This is a genomic window from Mycobacterium sp. NGS27 (assembly GCF_059813005.1).
The window spans coordinates 546,427-567,665 of record NZ_JCALDT010000004.1; the positions used below are offsets into that span (position 1 = coordinate 546,427).

At 66.5% G+C, this 21,239-nt stretch carries 20 protein-coding genes; 12 read left to right on the top strand and 8 right to left on the bottom strand.

Annotation, left to right across the window (positions count from 1 at the left end):
- Positions 1 to 45 precede the first annotated feature (45 nt).
- Both AC5Y30_RS14200 and AC5Y30_RS14205 read left to right on the top strand, forming a co-directional pair.
- Positions 46 to 963 (top strand): alpha/beta hydrolase, encoded by a 918-nt coding sequence (locus tag AC5Y30_RS14200; RefSeq protein ID WP_499919061.1) that lies wholly within the window; start codon positions 46 to 48, stop codon positions 961 to 963.
- Positions 964 to 981: 18 nt separating this feature from the next.
- Positions 982 to 2,565, top strand: coding sequence for a gamma-glutamyltransferase family protein (locus tag AC5Y30_RS14205; protein ID WP_499918947.1), 1,584 nt, complete (start codon positions 982 to 984; stop codon positions 2,563 to 2,565).
- On the opposite strand, the gene purD is transcribed toward AC5Y30_RS14205, so the two are convergent.
- Both purD and AC5Y30_RS14215 read right to left on the bottom strand, forming a co-directional pair.
- Complete coding sequence (purD, locus tag AC5Y30_RS14210; RefSeq protein ID WP_499918948.1) at positions 2,562 to 3,830, bottom strand: phosphoribosylamine--glycine ligase; 1,269 nt, start codon at positions 3,828 to 3,830, stop codon at positions 2,562 to 2,564. The genes AC5Y30_RS14205 and purD overlap by 4 nt on opposite strands.
- Before the next feature lie 53 nt (positions 3,831 to 3,883).
- Positions 3,884 to 4,291 (bottom strand): MarR family winged helix-turn-helix transcriptional regulator, encoded by a 408-nt coding sequence (locus AC5Y30_RS14215; RefSeq protein ID WP_499918949.1) that lies wholly within the window; start codon positions 4,289 to 4,291, stop codon positions 3,884 to 3,886.
- Positions 4,292 to 4,365: 74 nt separating this feature from the next.
- Between AC5Y30_RS14215 and AC5Y30_RS14220 the strand changes: the two genes are divergently transcribed.
- The gene (locus AC5Y30_RS14220) at positions 4,366 to 5,460 is read left to right on the top strand and encodes an aldo/keto reductase (RefSeq protein ID WP_499918950.1); all 1,095 of its coding nucleotides are present in this window, start codon (positions 4,366 to 4,368) and stop codon (positions 5,458 to 5,460) included.
- Between the two features lie 13 nt (positions 5,461 to 5,473).
- Here the strand turns inward: AC5Y30_RS14220 and AC5Y30_RS14225 are convergent, their stop codons facing one another.
- The gene (locus tag AC5Y30_RS14225; RefSeq protein WP_499918951.1) at positions 5,474 to 6,682 is read right to left on the bottom strand and encodes a serine hydrolase domain-containing protein; all 1,209 of its coding nucleotides are present in this window, start codon (positions 6,680 to 6,682) and stop codon (positions 5,474 to 5,476) included.
- A gap of 141 nt (positions 6,683 to 6,823) precedes the next feature.
- On the opposite strand from AC5Y30_RS14225, the gene AC5Y30_RS14230 reads away from it, so the two are divergent.
- The gene (locus AC5Y30_RS14230; RefSeq protein ID WP_499918953.1) at positions 6,824 to 10,159 is read left to right on the top strand and encodes a helix-turn-helix transcriptional regulator; all 3,336 of its coding nucleotides are present in this window, start codon (positions 6,824 to 6,826) and stop codon (positions 10,157 to 10,159) included.
- Here the strand turns inward: AC5Y30_RS14230 and AC5Y30_RS14235 are convergent.
- The 4 genes from AC5Y30_RS14235 to AC5Y30_RS14250 are packed head-to-tail and all read right to left on the bottom strand — an operon-like array spanning position 10,156 to position 13,696.
- A complete protein-coding gene (locus tag AC5Y30_RS14235) occupies positions 10,156 to 10,593 on the bottom strand; it encodes a carboxymuconolactone decarboxylase family protein (protein WP_499918954.1) in 438 nt (145 codons plus the stop codon). The genes AC5Y30_RS14230 and AC5Y30_RS14235 overlap by 4 nt on opposite strands.
- Positions 10,593 to 11,450 carry an NAD(P)-dependent oxidoreductase gene (locus tag AC5Y30_RS14240; protein ID WP_499918956.1) on the bottom strand — a complete coding sequence of 286 codons (858 nt, stop codon included), beginning with the start codon at positions 11,448 to 11,450 and terminating at the stop codon, positions 10,593 to 10,595. The genes AC5Y30_RS14235 and AC5Y30_RS14240 overlap by 1 nt, the downstream gene beginning before the upstream one ends.
- The gene (locus AC5Y30_RS14245; RefSeq protein WP_499918957.1) at positions 11,447 to 12,196 is read right to left on the bottom strand and encodes an SDR family oxidoreductase; all 750 of its coding nucleotides are present in this window, start codon (positions 12,194 to 12,196) and stop codon (positions 11,447 to 11,449) included. The genes AC5Y30_RS14240 and AC5Y30_RS14245 overlap by 4 nt, the downstream gene beginning before the upstream one ends.
- A gap of 30 nt (positions 12,197 to 12,226) precedes the next feature.
- A complete protein-coding gene (locus AC5Y30_RS14250) occupies positions 12,227 to 13,696 on the bottom strand; it encodes an aldehyde dehydrogenase (RefSeq protein ID WP_499918958.1) in 1,470 nt (489 codons plus the stop codon).
- 206 nt (positions 13,697 to 13,902) lie between these two features.
- Here AC5Y30_RS14250 and AC5Y30_RS14255 point away from each other — a divergent pair, with 206 nt between their 5' ends.
- The 8 genes from AC5Y30_RS14255 to AC5Y30_RS14290 all read left to right on the top strand — a co-directional run bounded on the left by AC5Y30_RS14255 (position 13,903) and on the right by AC5Y30_RS14290 (position 20,439).
- Positions 13,903 to 14,532 (top strand): TetR/AcrR family transcriptional regulator, encoded by a 630-nt coding sequence (locus AC5Y30_RS14255; protein WP_499918960.1) that lies wholly within the window; start codon positions 13,903 to 13,905, stop codon positions 14,530 to 14,532.
- Entirely contained in the window at positions 14,533 to 15,750 is a 1,218-nt protein-coding gene (locus tag AC5Y30_RS14260) for a cytochrome P450 (protein ID WP_499918961.1), read from the top strand. It abuts the gene before it with no gap.
- Positions 15,751 to 16,575 carry an SDR family oxidoreductase gene (locus AC5Y30_RS14265; protein ID WP_499918962.1) on the top strand — a complete coding sequence of 275 codons (825 nt, stop codon included), beginning with the start codon at positions 15,751 to 15,753 and terminating at the stop codon, positions 16,573 to 16,575.
- Positions 16,572 to 17,927, top strand: coding sequence for a lanosterol 14-alpha demethylase (cyp51, locus tag AC5Y30_RS14270; RefSeq protein ID WP_499918964.1), 1,356 nt, complete (start codon positions 16,572 to 16,574; stop codon positions 17,925 to 17,927). The genes AC5Y30_RS14265 and cyp51 overlap by 4 nt, the downstream gene beginning before the upstream one ends.
- Positions 17,928 to 17,939: 12 nt before the next feature.
- A complete protein-coding gene (fdx, locus tag AC5Y30_RS14275) occupies positions 17,940 to 18,149 on the top strand; it encodes a ferredoxin Fdx (protein WP_499918966.1) in 210 nt (69 codons plus the stop codon).
- A gap of 4 nt (positions 18,150 to 18,153) precedes the next feature.
- Positions 18,154 to 18,699 carry a nuclear transport factor 2-like protein gene (locus AC5Y30_RS14280; RefSeq protein ID WP_499918968.1) on the top strand — a complete coding sequence of 182 codons (546 nt, stop codon included), beginning with the start codon at positions 18,154 to 18,156 and terminating at the stop codon, positions 18,697 to 18,699.
- A 167-nt stretch (positions 18,700 to 18,866) separates the two neighbouring features.
- Positions 18,867 to 19,994, top strand: coding sequence for an NDMA-dependent alcohol dehydrogenase (locus AC5Y30_RS14285; protein WP_499918970.1), 1,128 nt, complete (start codon positions 18,867 to 18,869; stop codon positions 19,992 to 19,994).
- Positions 19,995 to 20,010: 16 nt separating this feature from the next.
- Complete coding sequence (locus tag AC5Y30_RS14290) at positions 20,011 to 20,439, top strand: ketosteroid isomerase family protein (RefSeq protein WP_499918971.1); 429 nt, start codon at positions 20,011 to 20,013, stop codon at positions 20,437 to 20,439.
- A gap of 28 nt (positions 20,440 to 20,467) precedes the next feature.
- Here AC5Y30_RS14290 and AC5Y30_RS14295 read toward each other — a convergent pair whose 3' ends face one another.
- Positions 20,468 to 21,124: a dihydrofolate reductase family protein gene (locus tag AC5Y30_RS14295; protein ID WP_499918972.1), complete on the bottom strand. Its 657-nt coding sequence runs from the start codon at positions 21,122 to 21,124 to the stop codon at positions 20,468 to 20,470.
- Positions 21,125 to 21,239: the final 115 nt, after the last annotated feature.

Consider the following 21,239-nt stretch of genomic DNA (forward strand, 5'->3'; position numbering starts at 1 on the left):
AGCCAAAGTGGTACTGCGATGCCATTTCGGCCAAACGGCCAAGGCATAATGGCCCGCATGCCCGACTTGAGCCGACGCGCCCTGCTCGGCCTCGGCGCCAGCGCGGCCGTGGGGGCGGCGGGCGCCTACGCGCTCGACATCCTGTTAGAGCCCCGCACATCTCGCGCCATGCCGGTGTCGGAGACCGGCACCCAGGCGCCGTTGGCGCCGCCGCCGAGCCCGCCTCGCGATCCGGCTCCCCCGGCGGCCGCCGCACCCACCATGGTGACCGGTTCCTTCGTCTCCGCCGCCCGTGGCGGCGTGAACACGAATTGGGCGATCGCGCGTCCGCCGGGCCAGACCAAGCCGCTGCGACCGGTGATCGCGTTGCACGGCAGGGGCAGTGACGCGTCCACGGTGATGGCGGGTGGTGTCGAACACGGTCTCGCACAGGCCGTCGACGCCGGACTACCGCCCTTCGCGGTGGTCGCCGTCGACGGCGGCGGCGGCTATTGGCACAAACGGTCTTCCGGTGAGGACAGCGGCGCCATGGTGCTCGACGAGCTGATCCCGATGCTGGGCAACCAGAACCTGGACACCTCACGGTTGGCGTTCCTGGGTTGGTCGATGGGCGGCTACGGCGCATTGCTGCTTGGCGGCCGGTTGGGACCGGCCCGCACCGCCGCGATCTGCGCCGTGAGCCCGGCGCTGTGGATGTCCTCGGGCGCGGCCGCACCGGGAGCCTTCGACGGCCCGGAGGACTTCGCGGCGAACTCGGTGTTCGGCATGCCGGCGCTGGCCTCGATCCCCATCCGGATCGACTGCGGTGACAGCGACCCGTTTTACAGCGCGACAAAGCAGTTCATTGCGCAACTGCCCAATCCGCCCGCCGGTGGTTTCTCGCCCGGTGGGCACGACGGGGCATTCTGGAGCTCGCAGTTGCCCGCCGAGCTGACCTGGATGGCACCGCTGCTGACGGCGTAACGAGTTACGCTCGCGGAGGTGACGGCACCTTTCGACTGGACCTTCCCGTACGCCTGGCCACGCAAGCCCATAGTGGCGGAAAACGTTGTGTGCACATCGCAACCGCTTGCCGCCCAGGCGGGCCTGCGGATGCTCGCGCAGGGCGGTAGCGCGGTGGATGCGGCCATCGCGACTGCCATCGCCCTGACAATTGTGGAGCCGGTATCGAATGGCATCGGTTCGGACGCCTTCGCGATCGTATGGGACGGCAAGCAACTGCACGGGCTGAACGCTTCGGGTCGCTCGCCCGCGGCGTGGACACCGGAATACTTCGGCGGCAAGGGCGTTCCGATTCTCGGCTGGAATTCGGTGACCGTGCCGGGCGCGGTGTCGGCGTGGACCGAACTGCATGCGAAGTTCGGCAAGCTGGCGTTTGAGCGGCTGTTCGAGCCCGCAATTGCGTACGGCCGCAACGGGTTTCTGGTCTCACCGACGGTCGCAGAACAGTGGGCCGCGCAGGTACCGCTGTTTGAGAAACAGCCCGGCTTTGCCCCTGCGCTCCTGCCCGGCGGGCGAGCGCCCAGACCCGGCGAGCGATTCAGCTGGCCGGATCATGCTGCCACGCTCGAGTCGATCGCCGCGACCAACGGCGAGGCGTTCTACCGTGGCGAACTGGCCGCCGAACTCGAGGCGCACGCGCTGGACAACGGGGGCGCCATGCGGGCAACTGACCTGGCTGCTCACCGTGCCGACTGGGTCGGCACGGTCGACGCCGGCTACCGCGGGTACACGGTGCACGAGATCCCGCCCAACGGGCAGGGGATCGTCGCGCTGATCGCACTGGGCATCCTCGAACATTTCGACATGGCCTCGCTGCCAGTGGATTCCGCCGACAGCGTGCACCTGCAGATCGAAGCGATGAAGCTGGCATTCGCCGACGCCCAAGCGTACGTCTCCGACATCGAGCACATGCCGTTGGCGCCCGAACGTCTGTTGGACAAGGAATATCTCAAGCAGCGCGCGGCACTGATCGACCGCGGACGCGCCAGGCCGGCGTCCGCCGGAACCCCGCCGGGCGGAACCGTCTACCTGACCGCCGCCGACGCCGCAGGGATGATGGTGTCGATGATCCAGTCGAACTACATGGGGTTCGGATCGGGCGTGGTGGTACCGCGCACCGGAATCTCGCTGCAAAACCGCGGCGCGAATTTCGTTGCGGCTCCGGGACACCCGAACACCGTGGGCCCGAACAAACGCCCGTACCACACCATCATCCCGGCATTTGTGACCAAGGACGGCGCCGCGGTGATGAGCTTCGGGGTGATGGGCGGAATGATGCAACCCCAGGGACACGTGCAAGTGATGGTGCGCATCGCCGACCATGGGCAGAACCCGCAGGCGGCGTGCGACGGCCCGCGGTTCCGCTGGGTCGAGGGCATGCAGGTCAGCTGCGAAAAGGGTTTCCCGGATTCGACGTTGAATGAGTTGCGCCGGCGCGGACACGATCTGGTTGCCGTCGACGACTACAACCAATTCGGCAGCTGTCAGGCGATCTGGCGTCTCGAGGGCGGCTACTTCGCGGCCAGCGATCCGCGCCGGGACGGCCAGGCCGCCGCGTTCTAGACGCGGATCCTGCCGTCGGCCGCCAACAGGGCGATGTCGCTGCGGAAATGACTGCCCGGCAGTCGAATTGAACGTACTACCTCGTAGGCCTTCGTCCGCGCGGCCGTCAGGTCTGCACCCGTGCCCACCACCGACAGCACCCGCCCGCCCGACGAGACGACCTCGCCGTCGTCGCGCCGCGCCGTTCCGGCGTGCAGCACCCCGTCGGCTTCCGAGCCGACGATGACGTCACCTACCCGGGGGCGTCCGGGGTAGCTCTCCGCCGCCACCACCACCGTCACGGCGGCACCGTCCTGCCAGCGCAACTCGCCGAAGTCGGCCAGTGTGCCGCTGCCGGCCGCGAACAACAGCTGCCCGAGCGGCGATTCCAGTAACGCCAGCACCGCCTGCGTCTCGGGATCGCCGAAGCGGCAATTGAATTCGACCACCGCCGGTCCGTTCGCCGTGATGGCGAGGCCGGCATACAGCAGTCCGCTGAACGAGCTGCCCCGCGCAACCATCTCGGCCGCAACGGGTTCGACGATGTTGCTGACCACGTCGCGATACATCTCGTCGGGGAGCCACGGCACCGGCGCGTAGGCACCCATCCCGCCGGTATTGGGCCCGCTGTCGCCGTCGCCGACCCGCTTGAAATCCTGTGCGGGCAGCAAAGGCACCACGGTTTCGCCGTCGACCACGCAGAACAGCGACACCTCCGGGCCGTCCAGGAAGGACTCCAACAGAACCGGGTGCCCCGCCTCGAGGAGCCCCGCGGCGTGCGCGCGTGCGAGACCGCGATCCGCGGTCACCACGACCCCCTTACCGGCGGCCAGGCGGTCGTCCTTCACCACCCAGGCCGCGTCCCCCGCCGGGGGGCCGAACCGGTCCAGGGCGGCGTCCAAATGCGCCGGGGTGTCGACGATTTCACTGGTCGCGGTGCGCACCCCCGCCGCGGCCATGACCTCTTTGGCGAACGCCTTGGAGCCTTCGATGCGGGCGGCGTCCTTGCTGGGACCGAAGCAGACGATGCCCGCGGCCCGTACCGCATCGGCGACCCCGAGGACCAGCGGCACCTCGGGTCCGATGACCACCAGGTCGGCACGGACCTCGCGCGCCAGGGCGACCACGTCGTCGGCCGAGGTGATGTCGACCTCGTGCTGGTCGGCCAGCCGCGCTGTGCCGGCGTTGCCCGGAGCGATCGCCAGCCCCGTCACCTCGGGGTCTTTGCGGAGCGCCAGCAGCAACGCATGCTCACGGGCTCCGGAACCAATCACCAGGACGCGCACGACACGTCAGACTAGCCCGGTCAGACGACCCACGCCCACCGTCCCCGGTGGATTCAGACGATTTTCTCCAGCAGCGCCCTGAGGTCGTTGCGCTGAGCGGCGGTGAGGCGTCCGAGGCGCTTGTCGAACTCGTCGGACAGCAGGCTCATGCCCTTCCTGGCGGCCTGGCGTCCGGCCGGGGTGAGCAGCAGCTTGTGGCGACGCAGATCGCACGGGTCGATCTCGCGGCGCACGAACCCCGCGGCCTCGAGCCGCTTCAGGTACAGCGTCACCGTCGCCTTGGGCATGCTCAGCGTCGCGGCCAGTTCGGCCGGATAGGGATGATCGTCGATCTCGGCCAGCAGAAACAGTTCCTTGGACTCGAGGCCCAGCGCGCAGATATCGGCCTCGGCGCACGAGATGACCGACAGCAGCACTCGGTAGTTCAGTGACCAGATCCTGGCCGCATCGACTGCAGACATTCGACTTGCCAGATCGTTCAGCTATGAACTAGTTTTGTTATGAACAACCTCATAACCGAACAATCTACCAGGGAGTGGGCCTCATGCCGCTGGATCAATACGTGACACTCGGGCGATCCGGTCTGCGCGTTAGCCCCCTGTGCCTGGGCGCCATGACGTTCGGCGAAGACCTCGGCTGGGGCACCAGCGTGGAAGAGTCGCAACAAATCATCGACCGCTACCTCGAGCTCGGCGGCAATTTCATCGACACCGCCAACTTCTACACCCGAAGCCACTCCGAGAAGATCATCGGCGACCACATCGGGCGCCACCCCGCGCGCCGCGATCGGCTGGCGATCGCGACCAAGTTCAGCGGCAACCTGTATCCGGGTGATCCCAACGGCGGCGGCTCGGGCCGCAAGTCGTTGATCAACGCCTGCGAAAACTCGTTGCGGCGCTTGCAAACCGACTACATCGACCTGTACTGGCTGCACATCTGGGACTCCAACACCCCCATCGAGGAGACCATGGCGGCGCTCGAGGACCTGGTGCGCGCCGGCAAGGTGCGCTACATCGGCGTCTCGGACACCCCGGCGTGGAAGATCGCCCAGGCCAACCTGATCGCCGGTTTCCGCGGGTGGTCGGCGTTCGTCGGGCTTCAGGTCGAATATTCGCTGCTGGAGCGCGCCATCGAACAGGATTTGGTGCCGATGGCGTCCGAATTCGGCCTCGGCATCACGCCGTGGTCGCCGTTGAAAGGTGGCGTGCTGAGCGGCAAGTACACCCGGGCCAACGGCGGCCAGCGCAACGCGGACCGCGGCGCCATGGTCGACGCCTTTCTCAACGAAAACACCTACGCCGTCATCGACGAGCTCGCGGCCATCGCGAAGGCACACGAGACGAACGTCGCCAGCGTGGCGCTGGCCTGGGTGCGCGCGCAGCGCGCCGTCTCATCGGTCATCATCGGGGCACGCCGGCTCTCCCAGCTCGAGGACAACGTCCGGGCCGTCGACGTGAACCTCGGCGCCGATGAGCTGGAGCGGCTCGACACGCTGACCAAACCGAGGTTCGGCTTTCCCCACAACATGTTGGAGATGGCACCGGGCATCATCAACGGCGGAACGACGGTCAACGGGACTTCCGCGCCGATCTCCGAATACGTGATGCCCGAAGGCATTCAGCCGTATTGATACGGCGACAAGGTCATCCGAGGGCCTGATAGATCAGGCGGGTGTACATCCTGGTGCGCTCGGTTCCGGCCGGAGTGACCTGCCCCATCTTGTTCATGACGTACCCGAACGTGGTGCGGCAGTACGGGTTCATGACCGCCATGGAGCCGCCCCAGCCGCCCCAGTAGCAGACTCGTTCATCGGGCATGTCCGGCACCGCCTCACGATGCGGCAGGGCGAAGCCGATGCCCCATCGCGCGGGCATGGCCAGGACCAGGTCGGTGCCGTTGGCCTGCTCCTCGAAGATCAGGTCAATCGTCTTGGGGCGAAGCAGCTGCATCCCGTTTACGCTGCCGCCCAGCGAGATTGGCGACAAAGCGCGAACCAGCGAGCGGGCGTTGCCATGGCCGTTGGCCGAGCCGATCTCCGCGCGGCGCCACGCGGGTGTCTCGGCGGCCAGCGCGGCAGCCGAGCTGGGTGGCACAGCGGCGAACGTCTTGCGCATCGGATGGTCGTCGGGCACCGCGTCGAGGGGCACATCCAGCGGTGGTGGCGGAACAAGCTCGGCGATGCGAACGGTATCTTCGGGCCGAGCACCGATTTGGAAGTCGGCGGCGAGCGGTTCGCTGATCTGCTCGCGCACAAACTCTTTCAGCGTCGTACCGGTGACCCGGCGGACGAGTTCACCGACGAGGTGTCCGATGGTGATCGCGTGGTAGCCCGAGGCGGTCCCCGGCGGCCACCACGGCGCCTGGGCGGCGAGTTGCGAGGTGGACTTGTCCCAGTCGTAGATGTCCTCGAGGGCGAAAGGCATCTCCCAGCCAGACACCCCCGAGGTGTGACTCAGGACGTGGCGTACCTCGATGTGGTCCTTGCCGTTGGCGGCGAACTCGGGCCAGTACGTGGCGACGGGGGCGAACGGGTCGAGCAGGCCACGGTCGATCAGCATCAGCGCCGCCAGCGCGGTCACATTCTTGGTGCTGGAGAAGACGTTGACGATGGTGTCTTGCGACCATTCTCGGGTTTTCGCTCGGTCGGCATAACCGCCCCAGACATCGACGACGAGCTCGCCGTCGATATCGACGGCGATGGCGGCACCGAGCTCACCGCCGGTGGCGACCTCGTCGGCCAGCGCGGCGACGAGGTCTTCGAAGCGGCTGTCGTAGTGCCCGTGCAGGACGCCCGTCGTGAAGTGGGCGTCGATCGAGGTGCGGGCGCCGGCAAGACCAGTTCTTGCGTTCATGTGTGACCTCCTAAAGTCCAACCAGCTCACTATGGGGCAGGGGAAGGCGAAGAACATTCGCCAAAAGGCCTAGATCCGGCGAATGCGGCCGAGGGGGTCATCTAGGCGTTCTTGCCGATGTTTGCTGTGTGCGAATGCCGCATGCTGGCTAACATGACTGGCACCACCGGCCGACGCGCAGAAACGCCGCCACTAGAACCGCTGAATTGGAGCGATTTGGGCGTAAGCGAGCTCCCCACTGGAACGGTGACGTTGCTGCTCGCAGACGTCGAGGGTTCGACGCGGCTATGGCAGACCCAGCCCGACGAGATGGGCACCGCGATCGCACGCTTGGACCGAGCGGTGTCGGACCTGGTCGCCCAGCACGGCGGGGTGCGCCCCGTGGAGCAGGGCGAGGGTGACAGCTTCGTCGTGGCCTTCGCCCGTGCCAGCGACGCCGCCACGTTTGCGCTGCGGCTGCAACGCACGCCCCTCGCGCCGATAACCTTGCGGATCGGCCTGCACACCGGCGAGGTGCAGCTGCGCGACGAGGCAAACTACGTCGGTCCGACCATCAACCGCACCGCACGGTTGCGCGACCTGGCTCACGGGGGTCAGACCGTCCTTTCGGCGACGACCAGTGATCTGCTCACCGACGCGCTTCCCGCAGAAGCGTGGCTGCTTGACTTAGGCACGCACCCGCTGCGGGACCTGCCCCGGCCCGAACGGGTCACGCAGCTTTGTCACGCGGACCTTCACAACGACTTCCCGCCGCTCCGTGCATCGAAACCCACTGGAAAGCAACATCTTCCGCCGCAGTTCACGAGTTTCATCGGCCGCGGCGCCGAAATCGCCACCGTGCGAGCGTTGGTCGCCGAGAACCGGCTGGTGACCCTGACCGGCGCGGGCGGCGTCGGCAAGACGCGGTTGGCGGTGCAGGTCGCAGACCAGCTGGACGCAGAATTCGAGGACGGCGTGTGGTACGCCGATCTGGCACCGGTCACCGATCCCGACGTTGTACCGGTCTCGGTGACGCGCGCTCTGGGCCTGCCCGACCAGGCGGGACGTTCGACGATGGACACTCTCACCCACGTCATCGCCGGCCGGCGCATGCTCGTCGTGTTGGACAACTGCGAGCACCTGATCGATGCATCCGCCGCGCTGGCCGTTGCGCTGCTCCGGTCTTGCCCGGCGCTGACGATTCTCGCCACCAGCCGCGAGCCGATTCGCGTGGCTGGCGAAATCGCCTGGGCTGTACCGTCGTTGGCGCTGGCCGACGAGGCGATCGCCCTGTTTGCCGACCGCGCACGGCAAGTCCGGCCTGAGTTCGCCATGTCCGCCGACGATTCGGCCACGGTGACGGAAATCTGCCGGCGACTCGACGGCATACCACTGGCAATAGAGCTTGCCGCGGCACGGGTTCGCGCGCTGTCGCTGACGCAGATCCTCGACAGCCTGCATAACCGCTTCCGCCTGCTGACCGGCGGTGCCCGCACCGCCGTGCGCCGCCAACAGACACTGCGCGCGTCGGTGGACTGGTCGCACGCCCTCTTGACCGAGCCCGAGCGTGTCCTGTTCCGGCGGTTGGCCGTTTTCATGGGCGGATTCGACCTGGATGCGGCGCAGGCGGTGGGCGGGGACAGCGACATCGAGCGCTACCAGATCCTCGATCAACTCACCCTGCTGATCGACAAATCGCTCGTCACGACCGAAGACGGTGGTTGCGGGACCCGTTACCGAATGCTGGAGACGGTTCGGCAGTACGCGCTGGAAAAGCTCGGCGAGTCCGGCGAGGCCGACGCGGCCCGCGCCCGCCACCGCGACCACTACACCGAGATCGCCAGTGGGCTGGGCATGGGGGGGCACTCCGAGCAGCAGCGCCGCATCGAACAAGCCGTACTCGAGATGGACAACCTACGGGCGGCGTTCGCATGGTCTCGTGAAAATGCGCGATACGCCATCGCATTACAACTCGCGTCGGCCCTACAGCCGCTGTGGACAACTCGGGGCCGCGTGCAGGAGGGAACGGCCTGGTTCGACGCAGCACTCGCTGAGGCCGCCGCGCACGACGTGGAGCTACCGCTTTCGGTCCGGGCCCTGGCGCTCGCAGACAAAGCCATGCTCGAGGGCGCGCAGTCCATCCACGACAACATGGACAATGCATTGGAGGCGCTTGCCCTAGCGCGTGAAATCGGTGACCCGGCACTGCTCGTCCGCGCACTCGCCGGTTGCGGCCTCATCGCCGCCTATGACGCCGAAGCCGCCAGCTTGTACTTCGACGAGGCGGTCGGCCTCGCCCGTGCTGTGGGCGACGACTGGAGTCTGAGCCAGATTCTGGCCTTCCAGGCATTCGCGGCGGTCACCGGCAAGGGTGACGCAACCGCGGCGCGTGCGGCCGGCGAAGAAGGGCGTGACATCGCTGACGCGATCGGAGATGGCTACACCTCGCGTGGGTGCCGGTGGTGTATTGGCTTGGCGCAGCAGTGGGAAGGGGATCTCGCCGGAGGCATAGCGCAATTCCGCGCTCTGGTCGCGGAGGCGGAGGCGGCGCACGACGAAACGTGGCGGATGTCCAGCCTTGTCAGCTTGGGCCACTACCTGGCCTTCGCGGGCTACCCGGACGAGGCCAGGGCCGCCGCAGCTGCGGCGGTCGAAGCCGCCGCGGATTACAGCGCGTTCACCCAAGGCTTCGCGTATGCCGCGCTGGCGGTCGCGTACCTGGCCGCGGGTGATGTGGAAGCATCGGCCACGGCCGGCGAGGCGGCGTGGGAACGCATGAAAGCCCAACCCGAACTGGCCGCGGTCAACGTCATCCCACTCGCGGACGTTGCCCTCGCCCGGGGTGACCTGGCGGTGGCGCGCCGCTTGGCGGACGATGCCGTCACGGTAGCCCCCGGCATGCACCTGCTGCTCGCGCTGGCGAAGCGTGCGCGAATTGCGACCGCACAAAACGATGTCGAGCAGGCGGCGCAGGACGCACGTGATTCGCTCACCGGCGCCGCGGAACTGAAGGGGTATTACGTTGTCCCCGACGGCCTCGAGTGCCTGGCCACACTTGCGGCAACCGCCGGGGCGAACCGAGAAGCCGCGCGCCTCTTCGGCGCGGCAGATGCGGTTCGCGGCCGCACCGGCTATGTGCGCTTCAAGATCTACGACGCCGCGTATGACGCGTCGGTGGCGGCCCTGCGGAAGGCCGTGGGCGACAACGAATTCCATGACGCATGGGCCGAGGGTGCGGCGCTGTCGATCGAGGAAGCGATTGCCTACGCGCAACGCGGGCGCGGCGAGCGCAAAAGGCCGGCAACGGGATGGGAATCACTGACCCCCGCCGAAATCAACGTGGTGCGGCTGGTCAGCGAGGGGCTGCCGAACAAAGACATCGCCGCCCGGCTTTTCGTGTCCTCGCGAACGGTGCAGGCACATCTGAGCCACGTCTACTCCAAGCTCGGTATCAGCTCAAGAGTCCAACTTGCGCAAGAGGCTTCACGCCACGCTTAGTCGCCCTTGCCGCCCGAGTGCATCTTCAGCGCACCCTCCACGTTGGCCTTCTTGTCCTCACCGGAACCCTTCGCCGCGGCCTTCTTGCGCTTGGCAACGACGGCGTCGACCGCGCCGTTGAGCGCCGAACCCAGCGGGAAGCCCAGGTAGTGGGTGAGGAAGACGGCCATTTCCTTCAGTTCGGTCTCAGTGAGTTCACCGTTGAGAAGGGCTGCGTTGATTTGGATTTCGGCCAGGTCACGGTTTCCGATCGCGGTCACCGCCGTCAGCGTCATGATGCGCTTGTCGCGCATCGACAATCCCGGTCGCGTCCAGATGCTGCCGAACAGGTGGTCGACGGTCAGGTCGAAGTACGCGTCGCCTTCGATGTTGGGCATCTCCCAGCCGTACACCTCGTTCATCTTCGCGAGGCCCTTGCTGCGCAGCTCGTCCATTACGCCTCTTTCTCTGTGTGCGGTACTCCGAGGCCTGCGGCCAGCCGCTGAAAGGCCAGCTGGGCAAACGGCAGATCGACCGAGACCGCCTCGCCGAGAGCCAACGCCAGGCTCAGGTCCTTCTCCCCCAGGCCGCGGGCATGCACAAAAGACTGGTACAGGAAGTTCTCCGGCTCAATGTCTTTCATGTTGTCACGGACCATGATCGCCCCCGGGCCCCCGGTGAGGGCGTCGGTGTGACGGACCACCCGACCCAATGCCTGCAGGTCGAGTCCGGCCGCCTCGGCGAGTTTCATGGCCTCGCACGCAACGGCGTACGAGGTGAACGTCAACATGTTGCGGGCCAGCTTCATTCGCGTCCCGGCACCCGGATCGCCGGCGTGGATGACCATCGCGGCCCAGTGCTTGAAGGCCGGCTTGATCCGCTCGTACACGTCGCGCTCGGCGCCCACCATCGTGGCGAGCTCACCCTTCGCTGCCGCGGCGGCCCCACCGCTCACCGGCGCGTCGACGATGTGCATGCCGTTGGGCTTGTGCTCGGCCGCGAGGTCGACCGCGGTGGTGTCGCTGATGGTCGAGTGGATCGCGATGACGGTGCCGGGTTTCGCGTGGGCCGCCAGCTCGCCGACCACCTCACGCACCTGGGCGTCGTTGAGGACGGTGATGTGGATGATGTCGGCGGCGGCGACGTCGACGACGCTGTCGGCCAGGGCGGCGCCCCTTTCGGCCAGCGGGGTCATCGCCTCGGTCCTGATGTCGTAAACCGTTATCCCGCCGGGCCATTCGGTCATCTTTGTGGCCATCGGCGCGCCCATGTTGCCCAGGCCGATGTAGCCGAGCTTCGCGTGATCGCTCATGATCGAATTATCTGTCCGCCGTCAACATTGAAGATCTGCCCGGTGATCCACGATGCCTCGTCGGAGAGCAGGAACAGACACATGCCGACCAGATCCGCAGGCGTGCCCATGCGCGACAGCGGCAGACCCTTGACGATGTCGTCGACCATCTCCTTGGGCGTGGTGGTCCGGTTGGCCTCGGTGTCGATGGGGCCCGGAGCGATCGCGTTGATCCGGATCTTCTGGCCACCCAGTTCGCGGGAGAGCTGCTGGGTCAGGCCGTTGAGCCCGACCTTGGCCAGGCCGTAGTAGTTCGCGTAAAGCCAGGCGGCGGTGGATGATTGGTTGACGATCGCCCCGCCGCCACGCTTGGCCATCTTCTTGTACACCGCGCGGGTGCACCACAGCGCCCCGTCGAGGTTCACGCTCATGAACCTGCGGTAGTACTCCGGGTCGATGGTGAGCAGGAAGTCCAGCTTCATGCCGCCGAAGATCGCGGCGTTGTTGACCAGGTAGTCGATGCCGCCGAATTCGGCCAGCGTGCGGTCGGCCATTTCCTTGGCCGACGCGGGGTCGGATACATCGACCGGAATGCTGATGGCGGTTCCGCCGTCGGCGACGATTTGCTTGGCGACCGCGTCGGCGGCCTCGACGTTGATGTCGGCGACCACCACCGCCGCGCCCTCGCGGGCCAGCGCCTCGGCGTATGCCTGCCCGATGCCGCCACCGGATCCGGTGACGATGCCGACTTTATTCTCGAATCGCATGGTTTCCTCTCGGTCGCCTGATTGGCGCGGTCACTGCACGGCTGTGGCAATGGTTTTGACTTCCAGGTACTCCTCGAAGCCGGCCAGGCCCATTTCTCGCCCGTTCCCGGACTGTTTGTATCCGCCGAACGGCGCGTCGGCGGAATACCAGACGCCGCCGTTGACATTGACGGTTCCCACCCGCATCCGCGCGGCGAAGTTGGCCGCACGTTCGGGGTCGGCACCGAACACGGTGCCCGACAAGCCATATGGCGAGTCGTTGGCGATGCGCAGTGCGTCCTCTTCGCCGTCGTAGGCGATCACGGTGAGCACCGGCCCGAAGATCTCCTCCCGGGCGGGACGCGCGTCGTTGGTCAGACCCGCGATCACGGTGGGCTCGATGAAGAACCCGCGGTCCTTGTCCGCCGGCCGGCCGCCGCCGCAGGCGAACGTTCCGCCCTCGGCGATCGCCAGGTCGAGATAGCTCTGCACGCGGTCCCGTTGCCGCGCGGAAATCACCGGGCCGCACACGGTTCCGGAGTCGTCGGGGTCGCCGGGCTTGATCGAGCCCATGGTTCCCGCCGCGATGGCGACAGCCTCGTCGTAGCGGGCCCGCGGCACCACCAGCCGGGTCGTGATGGCGCAGCCCTGCCCGGCGTGCATGGCCGCGGTGAACGCCGACATCGAACACGCCCCGCCCAGGTCCGCGTCGTCGAGAACGACGAACGCCGACTTGCCGCCCAGTTCCAGGAACACTCGCTTGATGGTCGCGGCGGCGTCAGCCATGACGCTGCGCCCCGTCGCGGTCGACCCGGTGAACGAAACCATGTCCACCCGAGGGTCTTTGGAGAGCAGCGCCCCCATCCGGTGGTCGTTCGAAGTGATGATGTTGACGACACCGGGCGGGAAGTCGGTGTGCTCGGCGATGATTTCGCCGAGCACGGCGGCGCACCAGGGCGTGTCCGGTGCGGGCTTCAACACCACCGTGTTGCCGGCGGCCAGCGCGGGCCCCAGCTTGGCGAGGTTGATCTGGTGCGGGAAGTTCCACGGGGTGATCGCACCGACGACGCCGACGGCTTCGCGCGCGATCGTGCGCCGGGTCGGGATGCCCATCGGCGAAGCCTGGCCGAGGTCCCGATTCCACTCGTAGGCCTCGGCGGTGTCGGCGGCGAAGCTCAGGTCGCCGACCGGTCCCTCCAATTGCGCGGCCGAGGTGAGCATCCGCGGGGCGCCAACCTCGGCGATCGTGATGTCGCGCAGTTCCTCGATGTGGTCGCGCATCGCGTCGCGCAGCTGCCGTATGCAATGCACCCGCAATTCGGTGTCACGGGACCAGTCCGTCTCGTCGAAGGCGCGCCGCGCGGCGTCGATGGCGCGGTCCATGTCGGTGGCGTTGGCGTTGGCGGCGACGCCCAGCACCTCCTCGGTCGCCGGGTTCACCGTAGGGAAGTTGCCGGCGCTACCGGCCGACAGCCTGCCGTCGATGAACAGTTCACTCACGCCGTCGGCCAACAAGGCCATGTCCCGCTCCCGTCTGCGCGCGGCAACCGCCACGCCATCTAGTGGACAGCTGTCCGATATTGTCCGATCGAACCATAGTCGTCGGCTAGCCGAAGGTGCAAGAGCCTATCTGGGATGTTGCCCGCCACACGGCGCAGAACGCCGATAAGCTGCGATTTTGCCGACCGGGCTTGCTTCTCCCCGTTTTGGTCCACTAGCTTGGACATGTGTCCAGCGACGCACTGGTGACTATCACATCCGACGGCGACCGCCAGACCGGTCAGCCGCCGCGCAACCGTCGTCAGGAGGAGACCTTCCGCAAGGTGCTGGCAGCCGGCATCGAAACCCTGCGGGAAAAGTCGTACGCCGACCTGACGGTCCGCGCCGTAGCCGCCCGCGCCAAGGTCGCCCCGGCAACCGCGTACACCTACTTCTCATCGAAGAATCACCTGATCGCCGAGGTCTATCTGGACCTGGTGCGGCGGGTTCCGTTCTTCACCGACGTCAACGACCCGATGCCGGTCCGGGTGGACAAGGTGCTGCGTCACCTGGCGCTGGTGGTCGCCGACGAGCCGGAGGTTGGCGCCGCGTGCACGACGGCATTGCTCGGCGGCGGCACCGATCCGGCCGTTGGCGCCGTGCGCGATCGTATCGGCGCGGAGATCCACCGCCGCATCGCGACGGCGATCGGACCCGGAGCCGACCCCAATACGGTGGCCGCGCTCGAGATGGCGTTCTTCGGCGCATTGGTACAGGCCGCCAGCGGCCAGTTCACCTATCACCAGATCGCCGACCGATTGGCCTATGTAGTGAGCCTGATCCTGCCCGGGACGACAAGCCAGGAGACACGAACGTAAATGACCGTCCATGTGGGCGACCACGAGCTGGTCCTCGATCCCTACGACTACGACTTCCACGAAGATCCGTACCCGTATTACCGGCGGCTGCGCGACGAGGCCCCGCTGTATCGCAATGACGAGCTGAAGTTCTGGGCGCTGTCGCGGCACCAGGACGTGCTACAGGGATTCCGCAACAGCACAACGCTTTCCAACAAGTACGGCGTCTCGCTGGACCCCGCGTCCCGAGGCCCGCACGCCAGCAAGACGATGTCGTTCCTGGCGATGGACGACCCCGCCCACCTGCGGCTGCGGACGCTGGTCTCAAAAGGCTTCACCCCGCGCCGGATTCGCGAACTCGAGCCCCGGGTCACCGAGATCGCGACCCGGCATCTCGACACGATGCTGGCCAAGGCCGAAGACGGTGCGGTCGACTACGTCGACGAGTTCGCCGGCAAGCTGCCGATGGACGTCATCTCCGAGTTGATGGGAGTCCCCGAGCCGGATCGCGATCAGGTTCGGGCCTGGGCCGACGGGGTGATGCACCGCGAGGAAGGTGTCACCGACGTGCCGCCGGAGGCGGTGGAGGCCTCGCTCAACCTGATCGTCTACTACCAGCAGATGGTGGCCGAGCGGCGCGAGAAGCTGACCGACGACCTGACCTCGGCGCTGCTGGAGGCCGAGATCGACGGTGACCGGCTCACCGACGACGAGGTGCTCGGCTTCATGTTCCTGATGGTGATCGCCGGCAACGAGACCACCACCAAACTGCTTGCCAACGCCGCATTTTGGGGCCACAAGAGCCCGGACCAACTGACGCCGGTCTACGAGGATCTGTCGCGGGTGCCGCTGTGGGTCGAGGAGACCCTGCGCTACGACACCTCCAGCCAGATCCTGGCTCGTACCGTGTCCGGTGAGCTCACCCTCTACGACACCACCATCCCCGAGGGCGACGTACTGCTGCTGTTGCCCGGTTCCGGCCATCGGGACGAGCGGGTCTTCGACCACCCTGACGACTACCTGATCGGGCGCGAAATCGGGCCCAAACTATTGAGTTTCGGTAGTGGCGCACACTTCTGCCTGGGCGCGCATCTGGCGCGGATGGAAGCCCGGGTCGCGCTCACCGAGTTGTTCAAGCGAATCCGCGGATACGAGGTGGACGAGGCCAACGCCGTCCGCGTCCACTCGAGCAATGTCCGCGGATTCGCTCACCTACCGATGAGCGTGGAGGTCCGCTGAATGCCCCGGTTTGAACCCTTGCCCGAACGCCGGCCCGCCATCGTGGCCGGTGCTTCCTCCGGCATCGGAGAGGCCACCGCCATCGAGCTCGCGACGCACGGCTTCCCCGTCGCCCTGGGTGCGCGCCGCGTCGAAAAGCTCGACGACATCGTCGGCAAGATCAACGCCAACGGCGGCGAAGCGGTCGGCTTCCACCTGGATGTGACCGATCCGAACTCGGTGAAATCCTTTGTCGCACAGTCGACCGATGCCCTCGGCGACATCGAGGTGCTGGTGGCCGGGGCCGGCGACACCTACTTCGGCAAGCTCGCCGAAATCGCAGGCGACGAGTTCGAGTCGCAGCTGCAGATCCACCTCGTCGGCGCCTTCCGCCTGGCCTCAGCCGTCCTTCCGGGCATGCTCGACCGCCAACGCGGCGACCTGATCTTCGTCGGTTCCGACGTCGCCCTGCGGCAGCGCCCACACATGGGCGCCTACGGCGCGGCCAAGGCCGCGCTGGTCGCGATGGTCACCAACTTCCAGATGGAGCTCGAGGGCACCGGCGTGCGGGCCTCGATCGTGCACCCCGGCCCGACGAAGACCTCGATGGGCTGGGGCCTGCCTGCCGAGAAGATCGGCCCCGCGCTGGAGGATTGGGCCAAGTGGGGCCAGGCGCGCCACGACTACTTCCTAAGGGCGGCGGACTTGGCGCGAGCGATCACGTTCGTCGCGGAGACACCGCGCGGCGGCTTCATCGCCAACATGGAGCTTCAGCCCGAAGCCCCGTTGGCCGACAACAAAGATCGCCAGAAACTCGCGCTGGGCGAAGAGGGGATGCCGTCATGACGACCACAACTGTGGTGCCCCGGGTTTCCGGCGGCGAGGAAGAACACGGTCACCTCGAGGAATTCCGCACCGACCCAATCGGTTTGATGCAGCGCGTCCGCGACGAGTGTGGCGACGTCGGGTGGTTCCAGCTGGTCGACAAGCACGTCATCCTGCTCTCCGGCGCGGGTGCCAACGAGTTCTTCTTCCGGTCCGCCGACGAAGACCTGGACCAAGCAGCGGCGTACCCGTTCATGGCGCCGATCTTCGGCAAGGGCGTGGTGTTCGACGCCAGCCCGGAGCGGCGCAAGGAGATGCTGCACAACTCGGCGCTGCGCGGCGAGCAGATGAAGGGCCACGCCGCGACCATCGAAGCTCAGGTGAAGGGGATGATCGCCGACTGGGGCGACGAGGGCGAGATCGAGCTGCTCGACTTCTTCTCCGAGCTGACCATCTACACCTCGACGGCCTGCCTGATCGGCGTGAAATTCCGCAACCAGCTCGACCACCGATTCGCCGAGTATTACCACGAGCTCGAGCGCGGCACCGACCCGTTGTGTTACGTCGATCCCTACCTGCCGATCGAGAGTTTTCGGCGTCGCGACGAGGCGCGCGTGAAACTCGTTGCGCTGGTGCAGGAAATCATGAACGAGCGGCTATCCAACCCGCCCCAGGATAAAAGCGACCGTGACATGCTCGACGTGCTCGTGTCCATCAACGACGAGGACGGCAACCCGCGGTTCTCCGCCGACGAGGTCACCGGCATGTTCATCTCGCTGATGTTCGCCGGGCACCACACCAGTTCGGGGACCTCGGCGTGGACTTTGATCGAGCTGATCCGCCATCCCGAGGTTTACGCCGAGGTGCTGGCCGAGCTCGAGGAGCTCTACGCCGATGGCCAGGAGGTGAGTTTCCATGCGCTGCGGTCGATTCCGAAGCTGGACAACGTGGTCAAGGAAACCCTGCGGCTGCATCCGCCGCTGATCATCCTGATGCGGGTCGCCAAGGGCGAGTTCGAGGTCGAGGGTTTTCCGATTCACGACGGCGACTACGTAGCGGCATCCCCGGCGATCTCGAACCGCATCCCGGCGGACTTCCCCGACCCCGACGCGTTCAAGCCGGACCGCTACAACAAGCCCGAGCAGGCCGACATCGTGAACCGGTGGACTTGGATTCCGTTCGGGGCGGGCCGGCACCGCTGCGTCGGCGCCGCGTTCGCCCAGATGCAGATCAAGGCGATCTTCTCGGTCCTGTTGCGCGAGTACGACTTCGAGATGGCGCAGCCGGCGGACAGCTATCACAACGACCACTCCAAGATGGTGGTGCAGCTCGCCCGGCCGGCGAAGGTGCGCTACCGCAAGCGCAGCGCGTAAGGAGTAAGTCCGATGGGCGGATTCAGGATCGAAGCGGATCTGGATTTGTGTCAGGGCCACGCCATGTGCGAATTGGAGGCGCCGGACTACTTCCGGGTGCCCAAGCGGGGCAAGGTCGAAATCGTCGACCCCGAACCGCCCGAGGACGCCCGCGACGAAGTCGAGCGCGCGGTCGAAATGTGCCCAACGCAAGCACTATTCATCAAAGAGAAGGAAGATTAGGACAATGGCGTCACACTCGCGCGAAGATCTCGAGGCATGGGTCGACCGCTGGCTCCAGGCCAACCAGGACTGCGAGAAGGCCGGTGACTGGCGACCGTTGGCGGACTTCTACACCCAAGACGCCACCTACGGCTGGAACATCGGCCCCAAGGAAGACGTGATGTGCGTGGGCGTCGACGAGATCCGCGACGTCGCCCTGGGCCTGGAGATGGAGGGCCTGGAGAACTGGGTGTACGAGTACCAGAAGGTGCTCATCGACGAAAAGCAGGGCGAGATCGTCGGCTTCTGGAAACAGATCGTCAACAAGGCCGACGGCACCCAGGACGAGATCTACGGCATCGGCGGCAGCTGGTTTCGCCTCAACGGCGACCAGCTCATCGAGTGGCAGCGCGACTTCTTCGACTTCGGTCACGTCGCGTACATGTTCGGCAAACTCATCGAGTCCGGGGACCTGAGCGCCGGCATGCAGAGGCGCATCGAGCGCAGCCTCGCCGGCGAAAAGCTGCCCGGCTACTACCCGCTTGGCGAGGCGCCCGTCCCGATTTGGTGACCGCTGAGCTCGTGGCGGCGCCCGCGGGAGCCAACCAAGCATTTGATTTGTTGCACGCGCTATGCTGACGCGACAAGGGTGCCTGTGGCACTCGTCACTCAGCTGGCCGGCATGAAGGGGCCGGTCAGCTCTGATCGATTCAAAGGCGAAATGGGGTCAGGACCATCGTGAAGACAAAAGGCGCACTGATCTGGGAGTTCAACCAACCCTGGTCTATCGAGGAAATCGAGATCGGCGACCCGCAAGCGCATGAGGTCAAGATCCAGATGGAAGCGGCGGGCATGTGCCACTCCGACCATCACCTGGTCACCGGGGGCATCCCGATGGCCGGTTTCCCGGTGCTGGGCGGCCACGAGGGCGCGGGCATCGTCACCGAGGTCGGTCCGGGCGTGGAAGACATCGCCCCGGGTGACCACGTGGTGCTGTCGTTCATCCCGTCGTGTGGTCAGTGTCCGACCTGTCAGGCGGGCATGCGTAACCTGTGCGACCTGGGCGCCGGCCTGCTGGGCGGCGCCGCCGTGTCCGACGGCACCTTCCGCATCCAGGCCCGCGGCGAGAACGTCTACCCCATGACGCTGCTGGGCACGTTCTCCCCCTACATGGTTGTGCACCGCAGCTCGGTGGTGAAGATCGACCCGTCCGTGCCGTTCGAGGTTGCCGCGCTGGTCGGTTGCGGCGTCACCACCGGCTACGGTTCGTCGGTCCGCACCGCCGACATCCGCCCGGGACAGGACGTCGCCATCGTCGGCGTCGGCGGGGTCGGCATGGCCGCGCTGCAGGGCGCCGTCAACGCCGGCGCCCGCTACATCTTCGCGATCGACCCCGTCGAGTGGAAGCGCGACCAGGCGCTCAAGTTCGGCGCCACCCACGTCTACCCGGACATCATGGCCGCGATGGCGGGCATGGCCGAGGTCACCTACGGCCTGATGGCCCACAAGGTCGTGGTCACCGTGGGCGAGCTGCAGGGCGCCGATATCGACAACTACCTGAACATCACCCAAAAGGGCGGCACCTGCGTGCTGACGGCCATCGGCAGCCTGCTGGACACCAATGTCACCTTGAACCTGGCGATGCTGACGCTGATGCAGAAGAACCTGCAGGGCACCATCTTCGGTGGTGGCAACCCGCAGTACGACATCCCGCAGCTGCTGTCGATGTACAAGGCCGGCAAGCTGAACCTGGACGACATGATCACCCGCCAGTACAAGCTGGAACAGATCAACGATGGCTACCAGGACATGCTGGACGGCAAGAACATTCGCGGCGTCATCCGGTTCACCGACGCCGACCGGTAGGCCGGCGGCGAAGAAAATGACCGAAACCGCTGAGGCCCAGGCATTTCCGGCCCTCGCCGCGTCGCAGTCGTCGTGGCGGTGCGTTCAGGCGCATGACCGGGAGGGCTGGCTGGCGCTGATGTCCGACGACGTCGTCATCGAGGATCCGATCGGCAAGTCCGTCACCAACCCGGACGGAACGGGGGTCCGGGGCAAGGAGGCCGTCGGCGCGTTCTTCGACACCAACATCGCGGCCAACCAACTCTCCATCACCTGCGAGGAGACCTTCCCGTCGAGTTCGCCCGACGAGATCGCCCACATCCTGGTGCTCAACAGCAAGTTCGAGGGCGGCTTCACCAGCTCGGTGCGCGGCGTGTTCACCTACAAGGTCGATGACGCGGGCCTGATCACCAACATGCGCGGGTACTGGAACCTCGACATGATGCAGTTCGGCAAACAGGACTGAGCCGGCCCTTCGACCGACGGCGATCTTCTTAGCGGCGCGTGAAGATCAGATGCACGACGCCGCTGGGGCTGCTCACCGACTCCACGTCGAATCGCTGTTCGAGGCTTTCGAGCCCCGCCCACAACGACTCGCCGAGCCCCAAGACGATCGGCACCACCGCGATATGCAGGTGGTCGACGAGATCGGCTTCGAGGAACTGGCGGACGCTCGACGGTCCCCCGCCCAGGCGAATGTCGCTGTCGCCGGCGGCTTTTCGGGCTATCTGCAGGGCTTCGACGGGGCTTGCGTCGATGAAGTGGAAAGTGGTGCCACCGTCCATCTCGATCGGGGGTCGTGGGTGGTGCGTGAGCACGAAGACCGGTGTGTGAAACGGCGGCTCGGCGCCCCACCAGCCCTGCCATTCCTCACCGCCGTCTTGGCCGGCCCATGGTCCGCGCTGCGGACCGAACTTGTTGCGTCCCATGATTTCGGCGCCGATGCCCGGCGCCCATTGGCTGGCCAAGGCGTCATCGATGCCGGTGGCCCCGCCCGACTCGCCGTGCATGGCGCGGAACGTCCGCGTCGCGAAGAACCACTCGTGCAGCCGTCCGCCGGCGTGCCCGAACGGCGCGTCCATGCTTTGGCCGACACCGGTGCCGAAGCCGTCGAGGGACACCGAGAAGTTGTGCACGCGCACTCGTGACATGGGGAGGTCTCCTGAATCCATCCGCGTTGTAAGGCGTCGCAGGATTGACCCGCGAACGCGGCCGAACTCATCGGTGCGTCGCCGAGATTGCCTTGGCGGCTCGGGGCGCGAGCTC